Genomic DNA, 3,180 nt, shown 5'->3' with positions numbered 1-3,180 from the left:
TGGAATATCAGTATTTCCAATAAAAATATGCTGGCACGGGTAGGTACAATTACAGAATCCCAGGCAAGCGTATATAATGTAAGCTGTAAAGTTTATGCCCCCTTATACCGTCAGGCCATATTAAAATCTTTCTTAAACGATAAAAGCGGACCAAAGGCGCTTGACCTCGCATACTCGGATGTAAAGGCAGCATTTGATTATTACCTGGAACATTGGAATAAGAACAGGCCCTTCATTATTGCGGGGCACAGCCAGGGCTCTTATCATCTTATTCGTTTGCTGAAAGAGGAAATCGATGGTAAAGAAATTCAGAAAAGAATGATTGCAGCATATCTGATCGGTATGCCTGTAGCTGATAGTACTTTTACTTCCATTCCATTGGCAAAAAATGCAGATCAATTGAACGCTTATATATCCTGGAATACTTTTCGTTATGGGACAGTATTAAAACCGTCGGAATATTTTTCGGGAGGCTTATGCATCAACCCGCTAACCTGGAGCGCTGATACTACTTATGCGCCTGCATCGCTAAATCCCGGCGGCGCTCCGATCAAGCTTAACCGCATAGATCCGAATATCTGCGGCGCCCAAATCAGTAATGGTATACTTTGGGTCAATAAACCAGTAAAAGGTGGCTATATACGGTTAGGGAAAAGCTATCATCTATGCGATTACAGCTTGTTTTATCTGGCAATAAGAAATAACGTTGAACGAAGAACCCGGAACTATTTTTATAATAAGAACAGTCCACAGTAAATCATTACAGTTTTATCCCTTAGACTATTTTTTCGTCGATCGCTATACGTACAAGTTCAACAGCATTCTTTACTTTCAGCTTTTTCATGATATTGGCACGGTGCGTTTCTATTGTACGGATACTGATTCCCAGCCCGTCTGCAATCTCCCGGTTATTTTTACCTACGGTGATCATTTTCAGAATACCTTTCTCACGCTTCGTTAAATCGTAATCATCAGCCCCGGCAACAGCTGATGGTGTTGAGTCGTTACCTTCCTTGATCTTATTCAGGTAACCGGCAACAAGCATACTTGATATAGTAGTATTGAAATATTTTTCTCCGTTATAAACTGCGGTAATAGCCTTCACAAACTCATCCTTATCAACATCCTTCAACAAATAGCCGTAAGCTCCGGCTTCTACCGATTTCAAAATATATGTTTCATTGTCGTGCATGGATAAAATAAGCACTTTAGAATGCGGGTATTTTTTGGAGATTACATCGGCAGATTCAATACCGTTCATTTCGGGCATGGTTATATCCATGATCACTACATCCGGATTCAGCAGACGTACTGATTCAATCGCTTCTTTCCCGTTTGCTGCTTCACCTGCAATATTGAAGTTCTTCTGGTCTTTTAATGTAGCCTTTATCCCATCGCGAACAATGGAATGATCATCAACCAATAAAATGTTAATCTTCTTCATATGTTAAATAATTTGTGCAGGAATTTCAACCGAAATTTTAGTTCCCTCTTCTATTATACTATTAAAAATTAAATTCCCGTTTAATAAACTCACGCGCTCACGAATATTGGTAATGCCTCTTCCCGTACCATCACTTTTCTTTTTGTTATCCGGCGTAAAGCCTTTTCCATTATCACTCACACAGAATTTTATATGTTCATTATCAAACTGCAGATCAATACTGATAATTGTAGCGTCTGCATATTTGATTGCATTATTCAAAGCTTCCTGAATAATACGGTAAATATTAATTTCGATATTTTTTTCAAACCTTCCAACATCTTTTGCTCCTACATATTGAATTTGGACATTCGAATTGCGGGAAAGGGAAAATCTTTCACTTAAATGATATAATGCAGCAGCCAATCCAAAATCATTCAAAACGCTTGGCATCAGATCAAATGATATACGACGAACTTCCAGAATAGTATCCTGAATCATTTGTTTGATGCCATCAATATGAGCCTGTTCTTTTTTAGATGCAACACCTCTGATTCCTTGAATATTGAATTTCAAGGCTGTAAGCATTTGTCCCAATCCGTCATGCAACTCCCGGGCAATCTTCCTTCTTTCGCGCTCCTGTCCTTCCAATACAGAGGTCGTACGTATTTTGTGTTCATTAACACTATGTCGGAATTTCTCTGTCAAATCTGTATAGATAGCAATGTACTGCGAAGGTATATGTTCATCATTCAGAACAGGTATAATGGTGGTATCCAGCCACACATAACTTCCATCCTTCGCTTTGTTCCGGATCTCGTCATTCCAGACATTTCCGTCGGAAATCTGAGTCCACATATGATCAAAAAACTCCTGCGTGTGATAATGACTATTCAACAGATCAAAACGCTGACCGATCAACTCTTCTTTTGAATATTTTAACGTCATGCAGAATTTATCATTGGCATAAGTAATCACCCCATACCGGTCAGTACGCACCATAATGGTAGCAAATTCCAGCGCCAGATTTATTCCTTTAATATCCTTTAAAGATTTACTGAGTGAATTGTTCGCAATTGTAACTTTATTGGTAAGCGCTACGGCCTTATGTTCGGAATCAATGAGTTCTGAAATAATCTCCTTGATCTTTATCGTAACAGGCCTGAAAATAAATATTCCTTCCGCAATCAGAATCAGAATGGTTAATACAAACAGTATAAATTCAATCTTCTTTAACAATAATACTTTTGCCCTGGCTTCATCTCCATATTGGTACACGATTTTATTCATGTGATCCAGGAAATACATTTCATTATTGATGACTTTCCGCAAAGCTGCTTCAATGATCAAAGAATCACGGCTAGGCGCTTCCGATGCATTGGCAATAATCATTGCATTCCTGTACACATTATAAAAGTACGGATCAATGTCTTTAAACATTTTCTTCAATACAGTACTTTCGGTGGCCGGTAATTTCAATAAGGTATCTCCGTGTAATAAGCCTGAATGGCGCTGCTTCCATTGTTCAAGCAATACCTTGAGTTGTGCACCCATTTCAGGGTAGGCATTGTGTTGAATATTATCACGGATCAGCAGGCATACTTTACATATCTCCTGACTCGAATATCGCTGCCGCCCGGCCATGTTTACTACGTACGAATCATTTAACTGATTTTTGATGGATTGCTGAATTAAAAGCTGACCGATAAGTGTTAAAAATGCTACGGCAGACAAGGCAACTATGTATAGTTTCGTCA

The 3,180-nt window shown here is 38.7% G+C and carries 3 protein-coding genes; 1 reads left to right on the top strand and 2 read right to left on the bottom strand.

Features of this window, described 5'->3' with window-relative positions; genetic code table 11:
• Positions 1 to 756 (top strand): DUF3089 domain-containing protein (locus tag ACTHJT_RS11745; protein WP_440238369.1); only part of this gene is annotated, 756 nt, incomplete at its 5' end.
• Positions 757 to 775: 19 nt separating this feature from the next.
• On the opposite strand, the gene ACTHJT_RS11740 is transcribed toward ACTHJT_RS11745, so the two are convergent.
• Complete coding sequence (locus ACTHJT_RS11740; protein ID WP_440238367.1) at positions 776 to 1,444, bottom strand: response regulator; 669 nt, start codon at positions 1,442 to 1,444, stop codon at positions 776 to 778.
• A 3-nt stretch (positions 1,445 to 1,447) separates the two neighbouring features.
• Positions 1,448 to 3,180: PAS domain-containing protein (locus ACTHJT_RS11735; protein ID WP_440238365.1), on the bottom strand; the 1,733-nt coding region annotated here is incomplete at its 5' end.

This window comes from Cytophaga sp. (assembly GCF_051961495.1).
Lineage (GTDB): Bacteria > Bacteroidota > Bacteroidia > Cytophagales > Cytophagaceae > Cytophaga.
The sequence above is the reverse complement of the archived record's forward strand: the minus strand, read 5'-3'. Positions and strand labels throughout refer to the sequence as shown.